Source organism: Streptomyces sp. NPDC088923 (assembly GCF_044749745.1).
GTDB lineage: Bacteria > Actinomycetota > Actinomycetes > Streptomycetales > Streptomycetaceae > Streptomyces.
On the sequence record NZ_JBIVIO010000005.1, the window covers coordinates 292,860 to 317,003 of the forward strand.

Genomic DNA, 24,144 nt, shown 5'->3' on the forward strand with positions numbered 1-24,144 from the left:
CCGGCCGTACGGGGGACGTCACCGATTCCGTGAAGCGGGAGGCGGCGCCGGGGGGCGCACGGGGGCTTGTCGGGTCGCGCCGGTAGGACCGTCGGTTCTTCGTACGGTGGAGGGAGAGGTGGCGGACGGCGGCCGGGTCCGCGCCCACGGCACGGGACGGGCGTGACTACGATGGGGCAGCCGGTGGCCGTGGTGGCCGCAGGGCACCCGAACCCTCTGGAAAGGCCATGCTGAACAAGTACGCGCGTGCGTTCTTCACGCGTGTCCTCACGCCGTTCGCCGCGTTCCTGCTCCGGCGGGGGGTGAGCCCGGACACCGTGACCCTCATCGGCACGGCGGGCGTCGTCGCGGGGGCCCTCGTGTTCTTCCCGCGCGGTGAGTTCTTCTGGGGCACCATCGTCATCACGCTGTTCGTCTTCTCGGACCTCGTGGACGGCAACATGGCCCGTCAGGCGAAGATCTCCAGCCGCTGGGGCGCGTTCCTCGACTCGACGCTCGACCGCGTCGCCGATGCCGCGATCTTCGGCGGCTTCGCGCTCTGGTACGCGGGCAAGGGCGACAACGACATGCTCGCCGCGGTCGCCATCTTCTGCCTCGCGAGCGGCCAGGTCGTCTCGTACACGAAGGCGCGCGGCGAGGCGATCGGCCTCCCCGTCGCCGTCAACGGGCTCGTCGAGCGCGCCGAGCGCCTCGTCATCACCCTCGTCCTCGCCGGTCTCGCGGGCTTCCGCGTCACCTTCGGCGTCCCGCACATCGACATCCTGCTGCCCATCGCGCTGTGGGTGGTCGCCGCCGGGTCCCTCGTCACCATCGTCCAGCGGGTCGTCACCGTGCGCCGCGAGTCGGCCGAGGCCGACGAAGCCGCCCGGCACCTCCAGGAGAGTGAGGCCACCTCGTGAGCCGACTGCCGAGCGGACTCGCCCGCCGCCTGCCGGACAAGGACGACGTCGCCGACCGGCTCTACGGCCTGGGCTGGACGACGGTACGCACCCTCCCCGAACCCGCCGCCGTCGCGCTCGGCCGCTCGATCGCGGACCAGACCTGGAAGAAGCACGGCAAGGCCGTGCGCCAGCTGGAGGCGAACCTGCGCCGGGTGGTGCCGGACGCGAGCCCCGAGCGGATCTCCCGGCTCTCGCGCGCCGGGATGCGCTCGTACCTGCGGTACTGGATGGAGTCCTTCCGGCTGCCCGCCTGGAGCGAGGAACGGGTCAGGCTCGGGTTCGCGCCCGACGGCCTCGACCACCTCGACGTGCCCCTCGCCGAGGGACGCGGCGTGATACTGGCCCTCCCGCACCTCGCCAACTGGGACCTCGCGGGGGCCTGGGTCACCACCGAGCTGGGCATCCCGTTCACCACGGTCGCCGAGCGGCTCAAGCCCGAGTCCCTCTACGACCGCTTCGTCGCCTACCGCGAGGGCCTTGGCATGGAGGTCCTGCCGCACACCGGCGGCGCGGCCTTCGGGACCCTCGCGCGGCGGCTGCGCTCGGGGGGCATGGTGTGCCTCGTCGCCGACCGCGACCTGTCCGCCTCCGGGGTCCCCGTCGACTTCCTCGGCGAGCCGACCCGGATGCCCGCCGGGCCCGCGATGCTCGCTCAGCACACCGGGGCGGCGCTCCTGCCCGTCACCCTCTGGTACGACGAATCGCCGGTCATGCGCGGGCGCGTGCACCCCGAGATCACGCCACCCGAGGCCGGCTCGCGGGCCGAGAAGACGGCGGTCATGACGCAGGCGCTCGCCGACGTCTTCGCGGGCGGCGTCGCCGCGCATCCGCAGGACTGGCACATGCTCCAGAAGTTCTGGCTCGCCGACCTCGACCCGGCGAAGGACCCGGCCCGCGCGGGCACGGGGGCCGCGGCGCCCGAGGCCCCCCGTACCGCCGACGAAGGCCCGCCCGCCGAGGTGGGGCCGTGAGGATCGGCATCGTCTGCCCGTACTCCTGGGACGTGCCCGGCGGCGTCCAGTTCCACATCAGGGACCTCGCCGAGCACCTCATCGGACTCGGCCACGAGGTCTCCGTGCTCGCGCCCGCCGACGAGGAGACCCCGCTCCCGCCCTACGTCGTCTCGGCGGGCCGCGCCGTGCCCGTCCCGTACAACGGCTCGGTCGCCCGGCTCAACTTCGGCATCCTCTCGGCGGCGCGGGTCCGCCGCTGGATTCAGAACGGCCACTTCGACGTCATCCACATCCACGAGCCCTCCTCGCCCTCGCTCGGGCTGCTCACCTGCTGGGCCGCGCGCGGCCCCATGGTCGCGACCTTCCACACGTCGAACCCGCGCTCGCGCGCGATGACGGCCGCGTACGGCATCCTCCAGGCCGCGCTGGAGAAGATCAGCGCGCGCATCGCCGTGAGCGAGTACGCGCGGCGCACCCTCGTGGAACACCTCGGCGGCGACGCGGTCGTCATCCCCAACGGCGTCGACGTCTCCTTCTTCGCCGAGGCGGAGCCGAAGCCCGAGTGGCAGGGCGGCACGATCGGGTTCATAGGGCGTATCGACGAACCCCGCAAGGGCCTGCCCGTCCTCATGCGCGCCCTGCCCCGCATCGTCGAAGCGCGCCCGGACACCCGGCTGCTCGTCGCCGGGCGCGGGGACGCCGAGGAAGCTCTCGAACCCCTGCCGCGCGCGTACCGCGACCGCGTCGAGTTCCTCGGCATGGTGAGCGACGAGGACAAGGCGCGCTTCCTGAGCAGCGTCGATCTGTACGTGGCACCCAACACCGGCGGCGAGAGCTTCGGGATCATCCTCGTCGAGGCGATGTCGGCGGGCGCCCCCGTCCTCGCGAGCGACATCGACGCCTTCGCGCAGGTCCTCGACCAGGGCGCGGCGGGCGAGCTGTTCGCGAACGAGGACGCCGAAGCGCTCGCCGAAGCGGCGATCCGCCTGCTCGGCGATCCGGAGCGGCGCGCGGCGCTGCGCGAGGCGGCGACCGCGCACGTACGGCGCTTCGACTGGTCCACGGTGGGCGCGGACATCCTCGCGGTCTACGAGACGGTCACGGACGGCGCGGCCTCGGTCGCGCCGGAGGAACAGCGGGGCCTGCGGCGGCGGTTCGGGCTGGCGCGGGAGTAGCGGGGCCGGGGGAGCGGTGCCCGCGTGCGCGTGCCGTACGGGCCGGAGGCCGCTCCCCGAACGCGCCCCTGCCCCCGGCCGCCTCCCCTTAGGCTGGTGCGGTGATCACAAGTTTCGTGTGGGCCGGTATCGCGCTGCTGCTCATCGCCGTCTACCTGAGCTGGACCGCGGGGCGGCTCGACCGGCTGCACGCGCGCATCGACGCGACCCGGGCCGGGCTCGACGCGCAGTTGCTGCGGCGCGTCTCCGTCGCCCAGGAACTCGCCACCTCCGGGCTGCTCGACCCCGCCGCCTCCCTCGTGCTCTACGAGGCCGCCTTCGCCGCGCGTCAGGCCGAGGAGGAGCAACGGGAGGTCGCCGAGAGCGAGTTGAGCCAGGCGTTGCGGGCCGTGCTCGGGGACGCCGAGGACATCGCCGCGGTGCGCGAGGCGCCCGGGGGCGAGGCGGCGCTCCGCGAACTCGCGGAGGCGGTACGCAGGGTGCCGATGGCGCGACGCTTCCACAACGACGCCGTACGGGCCGCGCGCTCCCTGCGGCGGCACCGGACCGTGCGGTGGTTCCGGCTCGCGGGGCACGCCCCGTTCCCGATGGCCTTCGAGATGGACGACGAGCCGCCGGGGCCGCTGGCGGAGCGCGTCTCGGCGTAGCGGGCTCGCGCCGGGCGCGGGAGGGCCACGACCTCGGGATTGGCTCTTGTCGGCGGACGGTCGCCGGGAGTTTGCTTCTGGTGTCTCCCACCAGCGGTTCTTCCTGTGAGGTTCGTCGTGCCCGAAACTACTGAGACCAGCCCCGTGACCGGTACCGCGCGCGTCAAGCGCGGGATGGCGGAACAGCTCAAGGGCGGCGTCATCATGGACGTCGTCACGCCTGAGCAGGCGAAGATCGCCGAGGAGGCCGGGGCCGTCGCCGTCATGGCGCTGGAGCGGGTCCCCGCCGACATCCGCAAGGACGGCGGCGTCGCCCGGATGTCCGACCCGGACATGATCGAGGGCATCATCGAGGCGGTCTCGATCCCCGTCATGGCCAAGTCCCGCATCGGCCACTTCGTCGAGGCGCAGGTCCTCCAGGCGCTCGGCGTCGACTACATCGACGAGTCCGAGGTGCTCACCCCGGCCGACGAGGTCAACCACAGCGACAAGTTCGCCTTCACGACCCCCTTCGTGTGCGGTGCCACCAACCTCGGCGAGGCCCTGCGCCGCATCGCCGAGGGCGCCGCGATGATCCGCTCCAAGGGCGAGGCGGGCACCGGGAACGTCGTCGAGGCCGTGCGCCACCTGCGGCAGATCAAGGGCGAGATCGCGAAGCTGCGCGGCTGCGACAACAACGAGCTGTACGCGGCGGCGAAGGAGCTGCGCGCCCCGTACGAACTCGTCAAGGAGGTCGCGGAACTCGGCAAGCTGCCCGTCGTGCTCTTCTCCGCGGGCGGCGTCGCGACCCCCGCCGACGCCGCGCTCATGCGCCAGCTCGGCGCCGAGGGCGTCTTCGTCGGCTCCGGCATCTTCAAGTCGGGCGACCCCGCCAAGCGCGCCGCCGCGATCGTCCGCGCCACGACGTTCTACGACGACCCCAAGGTCATCGCGGACGCCTCGCGCGACCTCGGCGAGGCCATGGTCGGCATCAACTGCGACACGCTCCCCGAGACCGAGCGGTACGCCAACCGTGGCTGGTGAGGCGCTGACCGGCGGGGCCGCGGCCGCCGGGCCGTTGATCGGGGTCCTCGCCCTCCAGGGTGACGTACGGGAGCACACGGCCGCGCTCACCGCCGCGGGCGCGCGGCCCGTCCCCGTACGCACCCCGGAGGAACTCGCCGCCGTGGACGGACTCGTCCTGCCCGGCGGCGAGTCCACGACGATCTCCAAGCTCGCGCGCCTCTTCGGGGTCCTGGAACCGCTGCGCGCGGCCGTCGCCGGCGGGCTGCCCGTCTACGGGACCTGCGCCGGCATGATCCTGCTCGCCGACAAGATCCTCGACCCGCGCGCGGGCCAGGAGACGATCGGCGGCATCGACATGATCGTGCGCCGCAACGCCTTCGGCAGGCAGAACGAGTCCTTCGAGGCGCCCGTGCCCGTGGCCGGCGTCCAAGGGCCGCCCGTCGAGGGGGTCTTCATCCGGGCGCCGTGGGCCGAGTCGACGGGCGCGGGGGTCGAGGTGCTCGCCACCTACGAGGGAAGGCCCGTCGCCGTACGCCAGGGCAGCGCCCTCGCCACCGCGTTCCACCCCGAGCTGACCGGGGACCACCGGGTGCACGCGCTTTTCACCGCGATGGTGCGGGCGAGGAGCGGTGGCGGGTCCCGGTAGGATCTCTGGGGTTCGTAGGTAGATGGGTAACGCGAAGGAGACAGGCAGATGTCCGGCCACTCTAAATGGGCGACGACGAAGCACAAGAAGGCCGTGATCGACGCCAAGCGCGGCAAGCTCTTCGCGAAGCTCATCAAGAACATCGAGGTCGCGGCGCGCATGGGCGGCGCCGACATCGAGGGCAACCCGACGCTCTTCGACGCCGTGCAGAAGGCGAAGAAGCAGTCGGTCCCCAATAAGAACATCGACTCGGCGCTCAAGCGCGGCGCCGGTCTCGAAGCCGGTGGCGCCGACTACGAGACGATCATGTACGAGGGCTACGGCCCCAACGGTGTCGCGGTCCTCATCGAGTGCCTCACCGACAACCGCAACCGCGCCGCCTCCGACGTGCGCGTCGCGATGACCCGCAACGGCGGCTCGATGGCCGACCCGGGCTCCGTCTCCTACCTCTTCAACCGCAAGGGCGTCGTCATCGTCCCCAAGGGCGAACTGGGCGAGGACGACGTGCTCGGCGCGGTCCTCGACGCGGGCGCCGAAGAGGTCAACGACCTCGGCGACAGCTTCGAGGTGCTGAGCGAGGCCACCGACCTGGTCGCGGTGCGCACCGCGCTCCAGGAGGCCGGCATCGACTACGACTCCGCCGATGCCAACTTCGTCCCGACCATGCAGGTGGAGCTGGACGAGGACGGCGCCCGCAAGATCTTCAAGCTCATCGACGCGCTGGAGGACAGCGACGACGTGCAGAACGTCTTCGCCAACTTCGACGTCTCCGACGAGGTCATGGAGAAGGTCGACGCCTGAGCGGCGCACGAGGTGCGCACGGCGCGGGCCGGGGGCGACACGCCCCGGGCCCGCGTCTTGTCGTTGCGGGCGGCTAGTGTCGGTGGCGGCCAGTAGCGTGCGCCGCACGTGACACGGGCCGTGCGGAGCGGTGAGCGAGGGGGTGGTGCGGTGCGCGTGCTGGGGGTGGACCCGGGGCTGACCCGCTGCGGGGTCGGCGTCGTCGAGGGGGTGCCGGGACGGGCGCTGACGATGGTCGGCGTCGGTGTCGTACGCACGCCCCCCGACGCGGAGCTGGCGCGGCGGCTGCTCGCCGTCGAGGCCGGGATCGAGGAGTGGCTCGATGCGCACCGGCCCGAGTACGTGGCGATCGAGCGGGTCTTCAGCCAGCACAACGTGCGCACCGTGATGGGCACCGCGCAGGCCAGCGCCGTCGCGATGCTGTGCGCCGCGCGGCGCGGGCTGCCCGTCGCGCTGCACACGCCGAGCGAGGTCAAGGCCGCCGTCACGGGCAACGGGCGCGCGGACAAGACGCAGGTCGGCGCGATGGTGACACGCCTTCTGCGGCTCGCCGAGCCGCCGAAGCCCGCCGACGCGGCCGATGCCCTCGCCCTCGCCATCTGCCACATCTGGCGGGCCCCCACCAAGAACAGGCTCCAGGAGGCGCACGAACGGGCCCGCTCCGCCGCCCGCACCGCGCCCCCCGTACGAAAGGTCGTGCGATGAACAACCCAGCTCCCAGCGGCGCGTGGCGCGCCGCGCGTGGCGAGGCCGACCGGTGATCGCCTTCGTCAGCGGGCCCGTCGCCGCCCTCGGCCCAACCAGCGCCGTCGTCGAGGTCGGCGGGATCGGGATGGCCGTGCAGTGCACCCCGCACACGCTCTCGACGCTGCGGATCGGCGAGCAGGCCCGGATCGCCACCTCGCTCGTCGTGCGCGAGGACTCCCTCACGCTCTACGGCTTCGCCGACGACGACGAGCGGCAGACCTTCGAGCTGCTCCAGACCGCCAGCGGCGTGGGTCCCCGGCTCGCGCAGGCGATGCTCGCGACGCTCTCGCCCGACGCGCTGCGCCTCGCCGTCTCCACCGCCGACGAGAAGGCCCTCACCGCCGTGCCGGGCATCGGCAAGAAGGGCGCCCAGAAACTCATCCTCGAACTGAAGGACCGCCTCGGACAGCCGCTCGGCACCGGCACCCTCGGCGCCCAGCGCCGCGCCGCGGCAGGTCCGCCCCCCTGGACCGAACAGCTGCACACCGCGCTCGTCGGCCTCGGCTACCAGCCGCGCGAGGCCGAGGAGGCCGTCGAAGCGGTCACCCCGCAGGCCGAGGCACAGGAGGGCGTCCCGGAGATCGGCCCGCTCCTGCGCGCGGCCCTGCAAACGCTCAACCGCACCAAGTGACGCCCCGCTGAAGCACGCGGAAACGCCGTGCGCCCACGCGCCGGCCGACGCGCGTGACGCCCCGACCGAAGCGCACCCCGCGCGTACCGAAGCGCACCCCGCGCGTACCGAAGCGCACCCCGCGCGTACCGAAGCGCACCCCGCGCGTACCGACGAGAGAAACAGAGGCCACCGTGAACTGGGACGACGAGACACCGGACAGCGCCGTCGGCGCCGACCCCCGGCTCGTCGACGCCGGGGCCGACACCGAGGACAACGCCGTCGAGGCGGCCCTGCGCCCCAAGGACCTGGACGAGTTCATCGGCCAGGAGAAGGTGCGCGAGCAGCTCGACCTCGTCCTCAAGGCCGCCCGCGCGCGCGGTGCCACCGCCGACCACGTCCTGCTCAGCGGTGCCCCCGGGCTCGGCAAGACGACTCTCTCCATGATCATCGCCGCCGAGATGGCCGCCCCCATCCGCATCACCTCGGGCCCCGCGATCCAGCACGCGGGCGACCTCGCCGCGATCCTCTCCTCGCTCCAGGAGGGCGAGGTCCTCTTCCTCGACGAGATCCACCGCATGTCCCGGCCCGCCGAGGAGATGCTCTACATGGCGATGGAGGACTTCCGCGTCGACGTCATCGTCGGCAAGGGGCCGGGCGCCACCGCCATCCCGCTGGAACTCCCGCCCTTCACCCTCGTCGGCGCCACGACCAGGGCCGGGCTCCTGCCCCCGCCGCTGCGCGACCGCTTCGGCTTCACCGCGCACATGGAGTTCTACGCGCCCACCGAGCTGGAACGTGTGATCCATCGCTCGGCGCGGCTCCTCGACGTCGCGATCGACCCGGCGGGCGCCGCCGAGATCGCCGGCCGCTCGCGCGGCACGCCCCGTATCGCCAACCGCCTCCTGCGCCGCGTACGCGACTACGCGCAGGTCAAGGCGGACGGGCACATCACCGAGGACATCGCCTCGGCGGCTCTCGGCGTGTACGAGGTCGACGCGCGCGGACTCGACCGCCTCGACCGCGCCGTGCTCGAAGCGCTGCTCAAGCTCTTCTCCGGCGGGCCTGTGGGCCTTTCCACTCTCTCTGTCGCCGTGGGCGAGGAACGTGAGACGGTGGAGGAAGTGGCGGAGCCCTTCCTGGTGCGCGAGGGCCTCCTCGCCCGCACTCCGCGCGGCCGGGTCGCCACCCCGGCGGCGTGGGCCCACCTCGGGCTCGCTCCGCCCCAGGGCGCACCAGGACAAGCCGGTCTCTTCCCGGCGTGAGCCGCGCGAGTGGGCGCCCCGGGCCGCAGGAGATAGCGGCCCGAGCCGCACGAGTGTGGCCACACAAGGAACTGCGGTGCGATGCTGAACGTTGTTCCCTCGGCGGAGACTCGCCTAGACTCCGCCGATGCCGTCCCTTGTGGCCGGCGTGCCCTCCGATCCCGACAGGCCGCAGCATCGCGCGGTCGTGCTAAGGAATCTCCACCGTGTCTCTCGTCTCCCTCCTCCCCTTCATCCTGATCATCGGGGCGATGTTCCTGATGACCCGCTCCGCGAAGAAGAAGCAGCAGGCCGCTACGAACATGCGCAGCGAGATGCAGCCCGGCTCCGGCGTGCGCACGATCGGCGGCATGTACGCGCTCGTCAAGGAGGTCGGTGAGGACACCGTGCTCCTGGAGGTCGCCCCCGGCGTCCACGCCCGCTACGCCAAGAACGCCATCGGCGCGGTCGTCGGCGACGAGGAGTGGGAGCGCGTCGTGAACGACGGCGAGGACCTCGACGCCGTCGTCCCCGACGACGCGTCCTCCCTCACCGAGGGCGAGGCGGCCGAGCACGAGGACGAGGACGCGCGCATCGACCTGTCCAAGGACTCCGCCCCCGCCGAGGCGCTCGCCGACAAGGCCGAGGACACCGCCCCCAAGAAGGCCGACAGCGAGGCCGAGGGCAAGTAGGCACGGACCGAGGCACGCGCCAGGCGAGCGGCCCGGCGCGGCCCCGGGGCATGCCGTGGCACACGGGCCTACGCGGACGGTGGCACCCGGACGCCCACGACCATGACAACCTTGCCCGGTCGGGGGCGGACGGACGCGGATTCCCCACATCACTTCAGGGCCGCCACAGCCGGTGGTTCACACCGTGCGGAGCGGTTGGACAGGGAGAAACGAGAAGGTGGCAGCACCTAACAAGAGCAGAGGGCGCAGCAGCAGCCAGTCCAAGCCTGGCCGCGCACTCGCTCTGATCCTGGTCGCCCTCGTGGCGCTCACGGGCGGGATGTTCCTCTCCGGGCACACGACGCCCCGCCTCGGCATCGACCTCGCGGGCGGCACGAGCATCACGCTCAAGGCCCAGAACGAGCCGGGGCAGAAGAACGCGGTCAACAAGACCAACATGGACACGGCGGTCGACATCATCAACCGCCGTGTCAACGGGCTCGGTGTCTCCGAGGCCGAGGTCCAGACCCAGGGCAACGACCACATCGTGGTCAACATCCCGCGCGGCACCAACGAGAAGCAGGCGAGGGAGCAGGTCGGCACGACCGCCCAGCTCTACTTCCGCCCGGTCCTCCAGGTCGCCGCGGGCACCCCCGCCGCCGACCCCTCGGCGAGCGCGAGCCCCTCCGCCTCGTCGAGCCCCTCGGGCAAGACCAGCCCCTCGCCGAAGTCGAGCGCGGGCGCGGACGGCTCCACCGCCTCGCCGGGCGCGGGTTCCAGTGCCTCCGCCGGTTCGGGTGACGCCTCCCCGCAGGGCCGCGCCGTCCCGCAGGCGCTCAAGGCGGACTCCACGCCCTCCGCGAGCGCCAAGAGCGACACGAAGGACGACGCCAAGGCGAGCCCCTCGCCCAGCGCCTCCGCCGCGCCCGACGACAAGACGACCGCCCTCTTCGGCTCCCTGGACTGCTCCAACAAGGCCCAGCGCGTCAAGGCCACCACGGGCGTCAAGCCGACCGCGTCGATGGTCGCCTGCGGCAACGAGGGCGGTCAGTGGGCCAAGTACCTCCTCGGCCCGGCCGAGGTCGAGGGCAAGAACGTGTCCAAGGCCGACGCCGTGCTCGACACGCAGCGCAACCAGTGGATCGTGCAGATGAAGTTCAACGGGGAGGGCAAGAAGAAGTTCTCCTCGATCACGGGCAAGCTCGCGCAGCAGCAGTCCCCGATGAACCAGTTCGCCATCGTCCTCGACGGCGACGTCGTCTCCGCGCCCAGCGTCAGCGAGCGCCTCGGCGGCAGCGCCGAGATCTCCGGCAGCTTCAGCCAGGAATCGGCGAAGGACCTCGCCAACGTCCTCTCCTACGGCGCCCTCCCGCTCACCTTCCACGAGGAGACCGTCACCACGGTGACCGCCGCCCTCGGCGGTGAGCAGCTGGACGCCGGGCTCATCGCCGGCGCCGTCGGCCTCGCGCTCGTCATCATCTACCTGGTGGTCTACTACCGGGGCCTCGCGCTCATCGCGGTCGCCTCCCTCGTGGTCTCCGGCATCCTGGCCTACACGATCATGACGCTGCTCGGCCCGGGCATCGGCTTCGCGCTCAACCTCCCGGCCGTCTGCGGAGCGATCGTCGCGATCGGTATCACCGCGGACTCCTTCATCGTCTTCTTCGAGAGAGTCCGGGACGAGGTGCGCGAGGGCCGCAGCCTGCGCCCCGCCGTGGAGCGCGGCTGGCCGCGCGCCCGGCGCACCATCCTCGTCTCCGACTTCGTCTCCTTCCTCGCCTCGGCCGTGCTCTTCGTGGTCACGGTCGGCAAGGTCCAGGGCTTCGCCTTCACGCTGGGGCTCACCACGGTCCTCGACGTCGTGGTCGTCTTCCTCTTCACGAAGCCGCTCCTGACGCTCCTGGCCCGCCGGAAGTTCTTCAGCCAGGGCCATCCCTGGTCCGGGTTCGACCCCAAGCGGCTCGGCGCCAAGCCGCCGCTGCGCCGCACCCGCACCCCTCGCGTCCACGCCGATCACCCCAAGGAGGCGTGACATGTCGCGACTCGGTACTCTCGGCGCCCGGCTCGTCCGCGGTGAAATCGGGTACGACTTCATCGGCAAGCGCAAGATCTGGTACGGCATCTCCATCCTCATCACGATCACCGCGATCGTGGGGCTCTCCGTGCGCGGTCTGCATCTGGGCATCGAGTTCGAGGGCGGCGCCGTCTTCACGACGCCGAAGACCAGCGCCTCGGTGAGCGTCGCCGAGCAGTCCGCCGAGGACTCCTCCGGACACGACGCGATCGTGCAGGAGCTGGGCAACGGCGGGATGCGCGTCCAGATCAGCGACATCGACACGAGCAAGTCCGACGAGATCAGGACCCAGCTCGCCAAGGACCTCGACGTCAAGGCCGCGGACATCAACGCCGACCTCGTCGGCCCCTCCTGGGGCGAGCAGGTCGCCAACAAGGCGTGGACGGGTCTCGGCATCTTCATGGTGCTCGTGGTCATCTACCTGGCGATCGCCTTCGAGTGGCGCATGGCCGTCGCGGCCCTCGTCGCCCTGATCCACGACATCACCATCACGGTCGGGGTGTACGCCCTCGTCGGCTTCGAGGTCACCCCGGGCACCGTGATCGGTCTGCTCACGATCCTCGGATACTCGCTCTACGACACCGTGGTGGTCTTCGACAGCCTCAAGGAACAGTCGAAGGGCATCACGAAGCAGACGAGGAACACCTACGCGGAAGTCGCCAACCAGAGCATCAACGGCACCCTGGTCCGCTCGATCAACACCACGGTCGTCGCGCTCCTCCCGGTCGCCGGGCTGCTCTTCATCGGGGGCGGCTTCCTCGGCGCCGGCATGCTCAACGACATCTCCCTGTCGCTGTTCGTGGGCCTCGCGGCCGGCGCCTACTCCTCGATCTTCATCGCGACCCCGCTGGTCTCCGACCTCAAGAGCCACGAGCCGCAGATGAAGGCCCTCGCCAAGCGGGTGCTCGCCAAGCGCGCCGCCGCCGAGCGGGGCGAAGCCCCCGGCGACGGCCCGCGCGAGGGGGACGGACCGCAGGGGGCCACCGCGGCCGCCGGCCCGGTCGTCGCCCCCGCCCGGGGCAGCGCCCCCGCCCGAGGCCGTGACGGCCGGGGCGGACGTACGACCGGAAAGCGCCGATGACCGACATCAGCGAGCTGTTGCTCAGCCGTATCAGAGACGTCCCGGATTACCCGGAGCCGGGTGTGGTGTTCAAGGACATCACCCCGCTCCTGGCCGATCCGGCCGCCTTCGCCGCCCTCGCCGAGACCCTCGCCGAGCTGTGCCGGAAGCACGGCGCGACGAAGGTCGTCGGCCTCGAGGCCCGGGGATTCATCCTCGGTGCCCCCGCCGCCGTCCGCGCCGGACTCGGCTTCGTGCCGGTCCGCAAGGCCGGCAAGCTCCCGGGGGCCACGCTCTCGCAGCGGTACGAGCTGGAGTACGGCAGCGCCGAGATCGAGGTGCACGCCGAGGACCTCGGCCCCGGCGACCGGGTCATGGTCATCGACGACGTCCTCGCCACCGGCGGCACCGCCGAGGCCTCCCTCGGCCTCATTCGCCGGGCCGGCGCGCAGGTCGCCGGGGTCGCCGTGCTCATGGAGCTCGGCTTCCTCGACGGGCGCGCGCGGCTCGCCCCCGTACTCGACGGGGCACCCCTGGAGGCACTGCTCCAGGTCTGAGCGGGACGCAGCGACACACGAAGGGGCCGGTCCGCCGCGGCGGACCGGCCCCTTCGCCGCACCGCTTGACCACGGCTTCCCGGCGATCGACCATGGAGCTGTGGCGAAAGTGAAATAAAGCCCCTGAAGGGGATGTTTCCCCCGTAAGCGGTGCAGTGGCCCTGTACCGCCCGCTGAGCCGCCCGCACGCGCGGCAGCGCGCCCGGCTCTCGCTACGATGGCAGCCTCCGGACCACGTCCGGGACGCACGCACACGCGCTCGCGCCCACGGGCAGGTCGCCAGGGGCCTACAGGAGGAGCGCTCTTGCCAGACGAGGCCCAGTCACTCACCACCGGCGCCCAGGACCCCGAGGCCGCGCCGAAGCCCGCCCCGCCCGCCAAGAAGCCGGGGCCGGGCAGCGCCGCCCAGGGCGCCTCCGGGCGCCCCTCGGGCGCACAGCCGCGTCCCGCGCCGCCCGCGGCGCACCGCGGCGGCTCCTCCAACCGCGTCCGCGCCCGCCTCGCGCGCCTCGGCGTGCAGCGCTCCAACCCCTACAACCCCGTCCTGGAGCCGCTGCTGCGTACCGTGCGCGGCAACGACCCGAAGATCGAGACGGCGACCCTGCGCCAGATCGAGCACGCCTACCAGGTCGCCGAGCGCTGGCACCGCGGACAGAAGCGCAAGAGCGGCGACCCGTACATCACGCACCCGCTCGCCGTCACCACGATCCTCGCCGAACTCGGCATGGACCCCGCGACGCTCATGGCCGGACTGCTCCACGACACCGTCGAGGACACCGAGTACGGACTCGACACGCTCCGTGAGGACTTCGGTGACACCGTCGCGCTCCTCGTCGACGGCGTCACCAAGCTCGACAAGGTCAAGTTCGGCGAGGCCGCGCAGGCCGAGACGGTCCGCAAGATGGTCGTCGCGATGGCCAAGGACCCCCGCGTCCTCGTCATCAAGCTCGCGGACCGCCTGCACAACATGCGCACGATGCGTTACCTCAAGCGCGAGAAGCAGGAGAAGAAGGCCCGCGAGACCCTGGAGATCTACGCCCCGCTCGCCCACCGGCTGGGCATGAACACCATCAAGTGGGAGCTGGAGGACCTCGCCTTCGCGATCCTCTACCCGAAGATGTACGACGAGATCGTCCGCCTCGTCGCCGAGCGCGCCCCCAAGCGGGACGAGTACCTCGCGGTCGTCACCGACGAGGTGCAGTCCGACCTGCGCGCCGCCCGCATTAAGGCGACCGTCACGGGCCGCCCGAAGCACTACTACAGCGTCTATCAGAAGATGATCGTACGAGGCCGCGACTTCGCGGAGATCTACGACCTCGTCGGCATCCGCGTCCTCGTGGACACCGTCCGCGACTGCTACGCGGCACTCGGCACCGTGCACGCGCGATGGAACCCGGTCCCCGGCCGGTTCAAGGACTACATCGCGATGCCCAAGTTCAACATGTACCAGTCGCTGCACACGACGGTCATCGGACCGGGCGGCAAGCCCGTCGAGCTCCAGATCCGCACCTTCGACATGCACCGCCGCGCCGAGTACGGCATCGCCGCACACTGGAAGTACAAGCAGGAGGCCGTCGCAGGCGCCTCCAAGGTGCGCACCGACGCGCCGAAGAAGTCCGGCAAGGACGACGGCGCGATCAACGACATGGCGTGGCTGCGCCAGTTGCTCGACTGGCAGAAGGAGACCGAGGACCCCGGCGAGTTCCTGGAATCGCTGCGCTTCGACCTCTCGCGCAACGAGGTCTTCGTCTTCACGCCCAAGGGCGACGTCATCGCGCTGCCCGCCGGGGCGACGCCCGTCGACTTCGCGTACGCCGTGCACACCGAGGTCGGCAACCGCACGATCGGCGCCCGCGTCAACGGCCGCCTCGTCCCCCTGGAGTCGACGCTCGACAACGGCGACGTCGTCGAGGTCTTCACCTCCAAGGCGGCGGGCGCGGGCCCCTCGCGCGACTGGCTCGGCTTCGTCAAATCGCCCCGCGCGCGCAACAAGATCCGCGGCCACTTCTCCAAGGAGCGGCGTGAGGAGGCGATCGAGCAGGGCAAGGACGCCATCGTCCGCGCGATGCGCAAGCAGAACCTGCCGATCCACCGCGTCCTGACGAGCGACAGCCTCGTCACGCTCGCGCACGAGATGCGGTACGCGGACATCTCCTCGCTCTACGCGGCGATCGGCGAGGGCCACGTGCCCGCGCAGACCGTGCTCCAGAAGCTCGTCCAGTCCTACGGCGGCGAGGAGGAGACCAAGGACGACCTCGCCGAGTCCCAGCCGCCCTCGCGCGCCCGGCGCAAGCGGCGCGCCAAGTCCGACCCCGGCGTCATCGTCAAGGGCGTCGAGGACGTGTGGGTGAAGCTCGCGCGCTGCTGCACGCCCGTCCCCGGTGACCCGATCGTGGGCTTCGTGACGCGCGGCAACGGCGTCTCGGTGCACCGCAAGGACTGCGTCAACGTGGACTCGCTCTCCAAGCAGCCGGAGCGGATGCTCGACGTCGAGTGGGCGCCGACGCAGTCCTCCGTCTTCCTCGTCGCCATCCAGGTCGAGGCCCTGGACCGCTCGCGGCTGCTCTCGGACGTCACCCGGGTCCTCTCCGACCAGCACGTCAACATCCTGTCGGCGGCGGTGCAGACCTCGCGGGACCGCGTCGCGACCTCGCGCTTCACCTTCGAGATGGGGGACCCGAAGCACCTCGGGCACGTGCTCAAGGCGGTGCGGGGCGTGGAGGGCGTCTACGACGTGTACCGCGTGACCTCGGCCCGCAGGCCGTAGCGGGCGTACGAGGAGGGGCCCACCGGAACATCCCGGTGGGCCCCTCCTCGTACCGTACGGAGCGGCTCAGCCCCCGAACTCCTCCAGGCCCTTCAGCGCCTGGTCGAGCAGAGCCTGGCGGCCCTCCAGCTCAGCGCCCAGCTTCGCGGCCTTCGCCGAGTTGCCCGCCGACTCAGCCTGCGCGATCTGCGCGCGCAGCTTGTCGACGGCGCCCTGGAGCTGACCGGTGAGACCGGCGGCACGGGCGCGGGCCTCGGGGTTGGTACGACGCCACTCGGCCTCCTCGGCCTCCTGGATCGCCCGCTCCACGGCGTGCAGCCGGCCCTCGACCTTCGGCCGCGCGTCGCGCGGCACGTGGCCGATGGCCTCCCAACGCTCGTTGATGCCCCGGAACGCGGCCCGGACCGCCTTCAGGTCCTTGACCGGCAGCAGCTTCTCGGCCTCGTCGGCGAGCGCCTCCTTGAGCTTGAGGTTCTCGCCCTGCTCCACGTCACGCTCGGCGAAGAGCTCGTTGCGCGCCGAGAAGAAGACGTCCTGCGCGGCCCGGAACCGGGTCCACAGCTCGTCCTCCGCCTCGCGCTGCGCGCGTCCGGCCGCCTTCCAGCGCGTCATCAGGTCCCGGTACCGCGCCGCCGTCGGGCCCCACTCGGTCGACCCCGAGAGCGACTCCGCCTCGGCGACCAGGCCCTCCTTCACCTTGCGGGCGTCCTCGCGCTGCGCGTCGAGCGCCGCGAAGTGCGCCTTGCGCCGCTTGGAGAAGGCCGAGCGGGCGTGCGAGAAGCGGTGCCACAGCTCGTCGTCGGACTTGCGGTCCAGGCGCGGCAGCCCCTTCCAGATGTCCACGAGAGCCCGAAGGCGCTCCCCGGCGACCCGCCACTGCTCGCTCCCGGCGAGCTGCTCGGCCTCGGCGACCAGCTCCTCCTTGGCCTTCCGGCTCTCCTCGCTCTGCTTGGCGCGCTCGGCCTTCCGCACCTCCTGGCGCTCCTGGACCGTCGACAGGAGCTTTTCGAGCCGCTTGTCGAGCGCTTCGAGGTCACCCACCGCGTTCGCGCCGCGCACCTGATCGCGCAGATGCTCCACGGCGGCCTGGGCGTCCTTCGCCGAGAGATCCGTCGTCCGCACACGGCGCTCCAACAGCCCGATCTCGACGACGAGTCCCTCGTACTTGCGCTCGAAGTACGCGAGGGCCTCGGCGGGCGAACCGGCCTGCCAGGAACCGACCTCCCGCTCACCCTCGGCGGTCCGCACGTACACGGTCCCGGTCTCGTCGACTCGGCCCCACGGGTCGCTGCTCACAGCGCCTCCATCCACATGATGCCGGGCCCCTGGTGGGGGGCCCTCGGCATCGTCCACATTTTCGTCACGGCCAACATAGGCGACCTGTGGGGCGGCTGTCCGCATTCTTGAGCGGCGGACTTGCCCGTCCGCGCGGTAAAGCCACCCCCGGTGATCAGGACTTGCGCACGGTGGCCTTGTCGATCACCACGGTCGCGTTCGGCGCCCCGTCGCCCTGCCCGGTGTTCTCGCCCGCGTTCGCGATCTTCTTGAGCACCTTCATGCCGTCCGCCGAGATGGTGCCGAAAGGCGTGTAGTCGGGCGGGAGCTGGCTGTCCTGGTAGACGAGGAAGAACTGGCTGCCGCCGGTGTGCCGCCCCTCCTTCGTCTGCGCGTTGTACTGGTTGGCCATCGCGACCGTGCCCGCCGGGTACACGTTGCCCTTGAGCTTCTTGTCCTTCAGGTTCTCGTCCGGGAGCGTGTAGCCGGGCCCGCCGGTGCCGTTGCCCGAGGGGTCGCCGCACTGGAGGACGTAGATCCCCGCCGTCGTCAGCCGGTGGCACTTCGTGTGGTCGAAGTACCCCTTGCCCGCGAGGTAGTCGAAGGAGTTCACGGTGTGCGGGGCGTTCTTCGCGTCCAGCGCGATCCCGATGTCGCCGCACGTCGTCGCGAGCTTCATCGTGTAGTCGGCCGACTTGTCGATGCTGAGCGCCGGCTCCTTCTTGTACGACAGCTTCTTGACCGAACCGGCCGCGGGCTTGTCGCAGGGGTCGGGCGCCTTGCTCGCGCTCGCGCTCGGCGTCGCGGCGGCCTCGGCCTTCTTGCCGTCGTCCGGCTTGTCCTTGTCGAAGGCTCCGGCGGCCCAGGCGCCGCCGCCCGCCGCGAGCACCACCACGACGGCGGAGGCGATGACCGCGTTGCGCCGGCGCGCCCGCTGCCGTGCCGTCTGCCGCCGCTCCTGCTGGCGCAGGAACTTCTCCCGGGCGAGCTGGCGCCGCCGCTGATCGTTGCTGACCACCGGGTGTCTCCTCGTCGTCTACTCGTCCGCAACCCTGTTCGGACGGGGGGCCGTGTGTGCCCCGTACCGTATACGGGTTGGCTGTGGAATCGGCACCGCCGGTAGTCTCGAACCCGGCCGCGCGCCCGACGCGACCCCGCCCACCCGTGGACACAAAGGACGAACGTGCTCATTGCCGGTTTCGCCGCCGGGGCCTGGGGGACCAACTGCTACGTGGTCGCCCCCGCCGCCGGTGAGGAATGCGTGATCATCGACCCGGGCCACCAGGCCACCGCGGGGGTCGAGGAGACGCTCGCGAAGCATCGGCTCAGGCCCGTCGCCGTCGTCCTCACCCACGGCCACATCGACCACGTCGCCTCGGTCGTCCCGGTCTGCGGGGCGCACGACGTCCCCGCCTGGGTCCACCCGGCGGACCGCTTCATGATGAGCGACCCCGAGGCCGGTATCGGCCGCTCCATCGGGATGCCGCTCCTGGGGGAGCTGACGGTCGGCGAGCCCTCCGACGTCGAGGAGCTGAGCGACGGGGCCCGCCTGAGCCTCGCCGGGCTCGACTTCTCCGTCGCGCACGCGCCCGGGCATACCAAGGGGTCGGTGACGTTCAGGACCCCCGAGGGCGCGGACCTGCCGTCCGTGCTCTTCTCCGGGGACCTGCTCTTCGCCGGCTCCATCGGACGCACCGACCTGCCCGGCGGCGACCCGGACGAGATCCTCGACTCGCTGGCCCGGGTGTGCCTGCCGCTCGACGACTCGACCGTGGTCCTGTCCGGACACGGTCCCCAGACGACCATCGGCCGCGAACGCGTCACCAACCCGTATCTGCGGCAGGTGGCGGCCGGCCAGGAGAACGCCGCGACGGCGTTCCCCCGACGAGGAATGTGACAGCGAACAACCGTGAACACCTTCAAGGCACCCAAGGGCACCTACGACCTCCTGCCCCCCGACTCGGGCCGTTTCCTCGCCGTCCGCGAGGCCATCGCGGCCCCGCTGCGGGACGCGGGCTACGGCTACATCGAGACGCCCGGTTTCGAGGACGTACGGCTCTTCGCGCGCGGTGTCGGTGAGTCCACCGACATCGTGAGCAAGGAGATGTACGTCTTCACGACCAAGGGCGGCGACGAGCTCGCGCTGCGCCCCGAGGGCACGGCGGCCGTGCTGCGCGCGGTCCTGGAGTCGAACCTCCACAAGAGCGGGAACCTGCCCGTCAAGGTCTGGTACTCGGGCTCGCAGTACCGCTACGAGCGCCCGCAGAAGGGCCGTTACCGCCACTTCTCGCAGGTCGGCGCGGAGGCGATCGGCGCCGAGGACCCGCTGCTGGACGCCGAGCTGATCATCCTGGCCGACCAGGCGTACCGCTCGCTGGGCCTCACCCGGCACCGCATCCTGCTCAACTCGCTCGGCGACACCACCTGCCGCCCCGTCTACCGCGCGGCGCTCCAGGACTTCCTGCGCGCCCTCGACCTCGACGAGGAGACCCGCCGCCGCGTCGAGATCAACCCGCTGCGCGTCCTCGACGACAAGCGCGCCGAGGTCCAGGACCAGCTCACCGGGGCCCCCCTCCTCGCCGACCACCTGTGCGAGGCGTGCAAGGCGTACCACGAGGAGGTCCGCGCGCTCCTGGACGGCGCGGGCGTCGCCTACGAGGACGACCCGAAGCTCGTGCGGGGCCTCGACTACTACACCCGCACGACCTTCGAGTTCGTCCACGACGGCCTCGGCTCGCAGTCCGCGGTCGGCGGCGGCGGACGCTACGACGGGCTCTCGGAGATGCTCGGCGGGCCCGCGCTGCCCTCGGTCGGCTGGGCGCTCGGCGTCGACCGCACGGTCCTCGCGCTGGAGGCCGAGGGCGTCGTGCTCGACCTCCCGCCCGTCACGAGTGTGTACGCGATCCCGCTGGGTGAGACCGCCCGCCGCGCGCTCTTCGAGAAGGTCACCGAACTGCGCCGGGCCGGCATCGCGACGGACCTCTCCTTCGGCGGTCGCGGTCTCAAGGGCGCGATGAAGAGCGCGAACCGCTCGGGCGCCCGCCTCGCCCTCATCGCGGGGGAGCGCGACCTCGTCGACGGCAGCGTCCAGCTCAAGGACCTGGAGTCCGGGGAGCAGCACGCGGTGCCGCTCGCGCAGGCGGTCGCGGAGATCCAGCGACTGCTGGGCTGAGCGAGAGGCGACGGTACGGGGCCGCGCACCTTCGGTGCGTATCCGCCCCGTACCGCGCGCATCCGTCAACCGTCCGCCTCTGAAACCACTCGCCGGAGTGGATTGCCTCACGTGCGGCGGGGGTGAACTCGGGCTTTTCGGCGGGGCGGTGGCGTTTCCGGTACCCCTTTGGGCCCTCCCGTTCTCAGGTGGGTGGGGCACAATGCAGAGGCCCCAGCAACCGAGCGACGGAAACGGCGTGATGAGCGACACGATGGAAGTCAGCGACGAGCTCGGCCACGAGCACGACCCCCGGCACCCCGAGGGCCCGGTCTCCCGGCTCGGCGCCTCGCGTGCCTTCGCCGTGATGCTGGTGCTCACGGGCGCGGCGGGCCTGCTCGCCGCCTGGGTCATCACGCTCGACAAGTTCAAGCTCCTGGAGGACCCGAGCTTCACCCCCGGGTGCAGCCTCAACCCGGTCGTCTCCTGCGGCAGCGTCATGAAGAGCGAGCAGGCCGCGGCCTTCGGCTTCCCGAACCCGATGCTCGGGCTCGCCACGTACTCCGTGGTGATCTGCGTCGGCATGACCCTGCTCGCCGGGGCCCGGATGCCGCGCTGGTACTGGCTCACCTTCAACTTCGGCACGCTCTTCGGCGTCGGCTTCGTCACCTGGCTCCAGTACCAGTCGCTGTACAACATCAACGCCCTGTGCCTGTGGTGCTGCCTCGCCTGGGTCGCGACGATCATCATGTTCTGGTACGTCACCGCGCACAACGTCCGCAACGGCTACCTCCCGGCCCCCCGCTGGGCGCGCGGCTTCTTCGGCGAGTTCCCCTGGGTGCTGCCGGTCCTGCACCTCGGGATTATCGGCCTCCTCATCCTGCTGCGCTGGTGGGACTTCTGGACCAGCTGAGCCCGTCCGTACGGCCTGGTGAGGGCGGTACCGAGAGCGCGCGAGGCGTTGTCGGTGCCGTCCTTTAGGCTTTCGGCGTGGAACCCGACTTGTTCACCGCCGCCGCCGAAGAGCGCCAGGAGAAGGACCCGAGCAACAGCCCCCTCGCCGTCCGGATGCGCCCGCGCACCCTCGACGAGGTGGTCGGCCAGCAGCACCTGCTCGGGGCGGGCTCCCCGCTGCGGCGGCTCGTGGGCGAGCCGAACGGCGGCCCGGCCGGCGCCTCCTCGGTGATCCTGTGGGGACCACCGGGGACGGGAAAGACGACGCTCGCGTACGTCGTGAGCAAGGCGACCGACGCCCGCTTCGTCGAACTGTCCGCGATCACCGCCGGGGTCAAGGAGGTCCGCACCGTCATCGACGGCGCCCGCAGGGCGAGCGGCGGCTACGGCAAGGACACGGTCCTCTTCCTCGACGAGATCCACCGCTTCAGCAAGGCCCAGCAGGACTCCCTGCTGCCCGCCGTCGAGAACCGCTGGGTCACCCTCATCGCGGCGACGACGGAGAACCCGTACTTTTCCGTGATCTCCCCGCTCCTGTCCCGCTCCCTGCTCCTGACCCTCGAACCGCTCACGGACGAGGACATCCGCGCCCTGCTGCACCGCGCGCTCACCGACGAGCGGGGCCTCAAGGGGGCCCTCACGCTCCCCGACGACGCCGAGGAGCACCTGCTGCGGGTCGCCGGAGGGGACGCGCGCCGCGCGCTGACCGCGCTGGAGGCGGGCGCGGGGGCCGCGCTCGCCAAGAAGGAGCCCGCGATCACCCTCCAGACCCTGGAGGAGACGGTCAACAAGGCGGCGCTGAAGTACGACCGCGACGGCGACCAGCACTACGACGTCGCGAGCGCCCTCATCAAGTCGATCCGCGGCTCGGACGTGGACGCGGCGCTGCACTACCTGGCGCGCATGATCGAGGCCGGCGAGGACCCGCGCTTCATCGCGCGGCGCCTCATGATCTCCGCGAGCGAGGACATCGGCCTCGCCGACCCCACCGCGCTTCCCACCGCCGTCGCCGCCGCGCAGGCCGTCGCCATGATCGGCTTTCCCGAGGCCGCGCTCACCCTGAGCCACGCGACCATCGCGCTCGCGCTCGCGCCGAAGTCCAACGCGGCGACGCTCGCGATCGGCGCCGCGCTCGAAGACGTCCGCAAGGGCCTCGCGGGCCCCGTCCCGCCACACCTGCGCGACGGCCACTACAAGGGCGCCCAGAAGCTCGGCCACGCGCAGGGCTACGTGTACCCGCACGACGTCCCCGGCGCGATCGCCGCGCAGCAGTACGCCCCGGACGCCCTCAAGGACCGGCAGTACTACACGCCGACGCGGTACGGGACCGAGGCGCGGTACGCCGATGTCGTGGAGATGGTGCGCGAGCGCCTGCGCGGGACGAGGGAGTAGCGGCGGTGGTCCGTTTCGAGCTCACGACCCGGATCGCGGCACCGCCCGAAACCGTTTTCGACGTGTCGCTCGACGTCGACCTGCACCAGGCGTCCATGGCCGGATCGGGTGAACGGGCCGTCGCGGGGGTGACGTCCGGGCGGATGGGCCCGGGGGACACCGTGACCTGGCGGGCCCGGCACTACGGCGTGCGCTGGCGGATGACCTCGCGGATCAGCGTGTACGAGCGGCCCGGGTACTTCGTGGACGAGCAGGCGCGCGGCCCCTTCGCGCGCTGGCACCACGCGCACCACTTCGCGCCGGACGGCGCGGGCGGCACCGTCATGCGGGATGTCATCGACTTCGCCGCGCCCCTCGGACCGCTCGGCCGGATCGCCGAACGGCTCGCGCTCGGGCGGTACACGCCGCGGCTGATCCGGGCGCGCAACGCGTACGTGCGCGAGGCGGCGGAGCGCGCGGCGGCCTGAGTCGTGCTCGCCCACCCGGTGGTCGGCCCGCCCCCCCGGACGGTTGCCCCTCCCCTGAGGCCGTGCTCCGTCCGTACGGGCTCCCGGGGGTGTGACTCAGTCGCGGGGCCTTTCGGAGCCGTCCGCGGCGGCGAAGTCGTCCGCCGCGTCGAAGAGCGCGGCCATGGCGCGTCGCAGTCCGTGCACGTCCCGGACCGGCTCGGGGAAGTCGAAGCGCGCGTCGAAGCAGCGCACGCCGGTGAAGCGGACGCGCAGCCCGTAGCGGTCGAGTGCGAGGGGCACCACCGCGGGGCAGTCGGCCGCGGCCCGCTCGCCGAGCAGGCCGCGCAGCTGCCGCACCTGCGGCGCGTGCGCGGCGTGCAGGTGCTGGAGGAGCTCGGCCTCGTACTCACGCAGCGGGTCGGGCGTGGCGGCGGCGAAGTCCTCGATGTCGACGCGGGCGACGCCCCACAGGTCGTCGACGCGGATCTCGTACGGCTCCAGGCGCAGCGTGGCCCAGGCAGGGCTCCCGGGCCCGGCCGGCCCCGCGACCGCGTGGGCCTCGGGCGAGTCGTCGGGCAGCCGGGTGAGCCAGCCGGAGACCCAGGCGCGGCCCCGTACCCGGTGGGGGACCGAGACGGGGGCGACGTCGGTCAGCTCCAGGACGACGGGCAGCTCGTCCCCGCGGGCGCGCGAGGCGGCCCGTACGACGGGGGCGGTGGCGGAGTAGACGAGGTGGAGGTCGCCCTCGGGCGTCACGGTGCGCAGTTCGGGCACGAGCGGGAGCGAGCCGGCCCTCTCGGGGCCCGGCAGGAGCAGCACCGCGGAGCATGTACCCTGTACGAGAGTTCGTGTGCGCTCGGCTGCTGACGGCATCCGGGTGGATTCAAGCCCCCTTTCCCCTTGGGAGTCCCCCTCAGGACTTCCGTCGTGGGCGTCCTGGCCGCCGTGGCTGTCAGGGCGGGGACGCGGCTGACCACGATCTGATCGGACCTCCGTCGATGCGTCGCCTTTTCGAGCGCGACGGG

General features: G+C 71.8%; 23 protein-coding genes. 20 read left to right on the forward strand and 3 right to left on the reverse strand.

The genetic code is table 11. The features are described from left to right. Window positions 1-227 precede the first annotated feature (227 nt). The 15 genes from pgsA to ACIP4O_RS21745 all read left to right on the forward strand — a co-directional run bounded on the left by pgsA (window position 228) and on the right by ACIP4O_RS21745 (window position 15,898). Window positions 228-899, forward strand: a complete 672-nt coding sequence (gene pgsA / locus ACIP4O_RS21675; RefSeq protein WP_164287191.1) for a phosphatidylinositol phosphate synthase — start codon at window positions 228-230, stop codon at window positions 897-899. Continuing rightward, on the forward strand, window positions 896-1,912 hold the full coding sequence (locus tag ACIP4O_RS21680) for a phosphatidylinositol mannoside acyltransferase (RefSeq protein ID WP_401576635.1): 1,017 nt from the start codon (window positions 896-898) through the stop codon (window positions 1,910-1,912). The genes pgsA and ACIP4O_RS21680 overlap by 4 nt, the downstream gene beginning before the upstream one ends. Then, window positions 1,909-3,069 (forward strand): glycosyltransferase family 4 protein, encoded by a 1,161-nt coding sequence (locus ACIP4O_RS21685; RefSeq protein WP_361327926.1) that lies wholly within the window; start codon window positions 1,909-1,911, stop codon window positions 3,067-3,069. Before ACIP4O_RS21680 ends, ACIP4O_RS21685 begins: the two co-directional genes overlap by 4 nt. Before the next feature lie 101 nt (window positions 3,070-3,170). Continuing rightward, window positions 3,171-3,716, forward strand: a complete 546-nt coding sequence (locus ACIP4O_RS21690; RefSeq protein ID WP_361327928.1) for a hypothetical protein — start codon at window positions 3,171-3,173, stop codon at window positions 3,714-3,716. A 117-nt stretch (window positions 3,717-3,833) separates the two neighbouring features. Next, complete coding sequence (gene pdxS, locus ACIP4O_RS21695; RefSeq protein WP_401576638.1) at window positions 3,834-4,739, forward strand: pyridoxal 5'-phosphate synthase lyase subunit PdxS; 906 nt, start codon at window positions 3,834-3,836, stop codon at window positions 4,737-4,739. After that, entirely contained in the window at window positions 4,729-5,367 is a 639-nt protein-coding gene (pdxT, locus tag ACIP4O_RS21700) for a pyridoxal 5'-phosphate synthase glutaminase subunit PdxT (protein WP_401576640.1), read from the forward strand. Before pdxS ends, pdxT begins: the two co-directional genes overlap by 11 nt. Window positions 5,368-5,415: 48 nt before the next feature. Next, window positions 5,416-6,168: a YebC/PmpR family DNA-binding transcriptional regulator gene (locus tag ACIP4O_RS21705; RefSeq protein WP_361327934.1), complete on the forward strand. Its 753-nt coding sequence runs from the start codon at window positions 5,416-5,418 to the stop codon at window positions 6,166-6,168. Between the two features lie 150 nt (window positions 6,169-6,318). Further along, window positions 6,319-6,873 carry a crossover junction endodeoxyribonuclease RuvC gene (gene ruvC / locus ACIP4O_RS21710; RefSeq protein WP_401576642.1) on the forward strand — a complete coding sequence of 185 codons (555 nt, stop codon included), beginning with the start codon at window positions 6,319-6,321 and terminating at the stop codon, window positions 6,871-6,873. Window positions 6,874-6,925: 52 nt separating this feature from the next. Continuing rightward, window positions 6,926-7,546 (forward strand): Holliday junction branch migration protein RuvA, encoded by a 621-nt coding sequence (ruvA, locus tag ACIP4O_RS21715; protein WP_007829263.1) that lies wholly within the window; start codon window positions 6,926-6,928, stop codon window positions 7,544-7,546. 173 nt (window positions 7,547-7,719) lie between these two features. After that, window positions 7,720-8,790 carry a Holliday junction branch migration DNA helicase RuvB gene (gene ruvB, locus ACIP4O_RS21720; protein ID WP_401576644.1) on the forward strand — a complete coding sequence of 357 codons (1,071 nt, stop codon included), beginning with the start codon at window positions 7,720-7,722 and terminating at the stop codon, window positions 8,788-8,790. A 206-nt stretch (window positions 8,791-8,996) separates the two neighbouring features. Then, on the forward strand, window positions 8,997-9,461 hold the full coding sequence (yajC, locus tag ACIP4O_RS21725) for a preprotein translocase subunit YajC (RefSeq protein ID WP_361327944.1): 465 nt from the start codon (window positions 8,997-8,999) through the stop codon (window positions 9,459-9,461). Window positions 9,462-9,678: 217 nt separating this feature from the next. Beyond that, window positions 9,679-11,472 (forward strand): protein translocase subunit SecD, encoded by a 1,794-nt coding sequence (secD, locus tag ACIP4O_RS21730; protein ID WP_401576646.1) that lies wholly within the window; start codon window positions 9,679-9,681, stop codon window positions 11,470-11,472. Window position 11,473: 1 nt separating this feature from the next. Then, window positions 11,474-12,595, forward strand: coding sequence for a protein translocase subunit SecF (gene secF / locus ACIP4O_RS21735; protein WP_401576648.1), 1,122 nt, complete (start codon window positions 11,474-11,476; stop codon window positions 12,593-12,595). After that, on the forward strand, window positions 12,592-13,131 hold the full coding sequence (locus ACIP4O_RS21740; RefSeq protein ID WP_401576650.1) for an adenine phosphoribosyltransferase: 540 nt from the start codon (window positions 12,592-12,594) through the stop codon (window positions 13,129-13,131). Before secF ends, ACIP4O_RS21740 begins: the two co-directional genes overlap by 4 nt. A 304-nt stretch (window positions 13,132-13,435) precedes the next feature. Then, window positions 13,436-15,898, forward strand: a complete 2,463-nt coding sequence (locus ACIP4O_RS21745; RefSeq protein ID WP_401576652.1) for a RelA/SpoT family protein — start codon at window positions 13,436-13,438, stop codon at window positions 15,896-15,898. Window positions 15,899-15,964: 66 nt separating this feature from the next. Here ACIP4O_RS21745 and ACIP4O_RS21750 read toward each other — a convergent pair whose 3' ends face one another. Then, window positions 15,965-17,194: a DUF349 domain-containing protein gene (locus tag ACIP4O_RS21750; protein WP_361327957.1), complete on the reverse strand. Its 1,230-nt coding sequence runs from the start codon at window positions 17,192-17,194 to the stop codon at window positions 15,965-15,967. Window positions 17,195-17,348: 154 nt separating this feature from the next. Continuing rightward, window positions 17,349-18,191, reverse strand: coding sequence for a peptidylprolyl isomerase (locus ACIP4O_RS21755; RefSeq protein ID WP_401576654.1), 843 nt, complete (start codon window positions 18,189-18,191; stop codon window positions 17,349-17,351). A 165-nt stretch (window positions 18,192-18,356) separates the two neighbouring features. Between ACIP4O_RS21755 and ACIP4O_RS21760 the strand changes: the two genes are divergently transcribed. The 5 genes from ACIP4O_RS21760 to ACIP4O_RS21780 all read left to right on the forward strand — a co-directional run bounded on the left by ACIP4O_RS21760 (window position 18,357) and on the right by ACIP4O_RS21780 (window position 23,137). Beyond that, window positions 18,357-19,070, forward strand: a complete 714-nt coding sequence (locus ACIP4O_RS21760) for an MBL fold metallo-hydrolase (RefSeq protein WP_401576656.1) — start codon at window positions 18,357-18,359, stop codon at window positions 19,068-19,070. A 12-nt stretch (window positions 19,071-19,082) separates the two neighbouring features. Further along, window positions 19,083-20,345 (forward strand): histidine--tRNA ligase, encoded by a 1,263-nt coding sequence (gene hisS / locus ACIP4O_RS21765; RefSeq protein WP_401576658.1) that lies wholly within the window; start codon window positions 19,083-19,085, stop codon window positions 20,343-20,345. 253 nt (window positions 20,346-20,598) lie between these two features. Beyond that, entirely contained in the window at window positions 20,599-21,237 is a 639-nt protein-coding gene (locus ACIP4O_RS21770; RefSeq protein ID WP_361328169.1) for a vitamin K epoxide reductase family protein, read from the forward strand. Window positions 21,238-21,314: 77 nt separating this feature from the next. Continuing rightward, entirely contained in the window at window positions 21,315-22,670 is a 1,356-nt protein-coding gene (locus tag ACIP4O_RS21775; RefSeq protein WP_361327969.1) for a replication-associated recombination protein A, read from the forward strand. A 5-nt stretch (window positions 22,671-22,675) separates the two neighbouring features. After that, window positions 22,676-23,137 carry an SRPBCC family protein gene (locus ACIP4O_RS21780; RefSeq protein ID WP_401576660.1) on the forward strand — a complete coding sequence of 154 codons (462 nt, stop codon included), beginning with the start codon at window positions 22,676-22,678 and terminating at the stop codon, window positions 23,135-23,137. A 96-nt stretch (window positions 23,138-23,233) separates the two neighbouring features. On the opposite strand, the gene ACIP4O_RS21785 is transcribed toward ACIP4O_RS21780, so the two are convergent. After that, window positions 23,234-23,992, reverse strand: a complete 759-nt coding sequence (locus tag ACIP4O_RS21785; RefSeq protein WP_401576662.1) for a DUF2470 domain-containing protein — start codon at window positions 23,990-23,992, stop codon at window positions 23,234-23,236. Window positions 23,993-24,144: the final 152 nt, after the last annotated feature.

Bases quoted from the DNA above. Each gene is read 5' to 3' on its own strand.
- pgsA (WP_164287191.1), top strand. From the start codon at position 228: ATGCTGAACAAGTACGCGCGTGCGTTCTTCACGCGTGTCCTCACGCCG.
- ACIP4O_RS21705 (WP_361327934.1), top strand. From the start codon at position 5,416: ATGTCCGGCCACTCTAAATGGGCGACGACGAAGCACAAGAAGGCCGTG.
- secF (WP_401576648.1), top strand. From the start codon at position 11,474: ATGTCGCGACTCGGTACTCTCGGCGCCCGGCTCGTCCGCGGTGAAATC.
- ACIP4O_RS21740 (WP_401576650.1), top strand. From the start codon at position 12,592: ATGACCGACATCAGCGAGCTGTTGCTCAGCCGTATCAGAGACGTCCCG.
- ACIP4O_RS21770 (WP_361328169.1), top strand. From the start codon at position 20,599: ATGGAAGTCAGCGACGAGCTCGGCCACGAGCACGACCCCCGGCACCCC.
- ACIP4O_RS21785 (WP_401576662.1), bottom strand. From the start codon at position 23,992: ATGCCGTCAGCAGCCGAGCGCACACGAACTCTCGTACAGGGTACATGC.